This is a genomic window from Dellaglioa sp. CoH-56-MRSF-11, assembly GCF_056782135.1.
Genome location: NZ_JBXAYE010000060.1, coordinates 1 through 349, shown reverse-complemented (window position 1 = coordinate 349; position 349 = coordinate 1). Strand labels below are relative to the sequence as shown.

General features: G+C 53.9%; 1 protein-coding gene. It reads right to left on the bottom strand.

Annotation, left to right across the window (positions count from 1 at the left end; genetic code table 11):
• On the bottom strand, positions 1-302 hold a 302-nt coding region (locus tag AC1RPT_RS07840; protein ID WP_481762992.1), incomplete at its 3' end, for a hypothetical protein.
• Between the last annotated feature and the right edge of the window lie 47 nt (positions 303-349).

Here is a 349-nt window from a genome sequence, read left to right as displayed (position 1 = left end):
GCATACTGGCTTATCTTACCTGCGAGTTCCCCGCGTTTCAGCAGATAGTACATCTGAGAATGATTAAAAAAGGCTGAGAGTATCAGGACACGGCCGTACCCGTAGAACAAACGTTGGGGGCTGAGCGTGATCTGGACTTCTACATTCTGCAATTCGCCCTTGCGCTGCTCTTCGTGAAATGCGACCCACACATGCAGCGTACCGTTGCGCACATGTTCAAGCACCTTGTGCAAACGAGTCACGTACTGTGCCTTAGGGCGCTGTGCAGATTCCCAAATTCGCTTCAGGCGATGTTCGGTCATGGGCTCCGCGCCGGATTTCCATGACCATCGGGCTAGAACGCCACCGC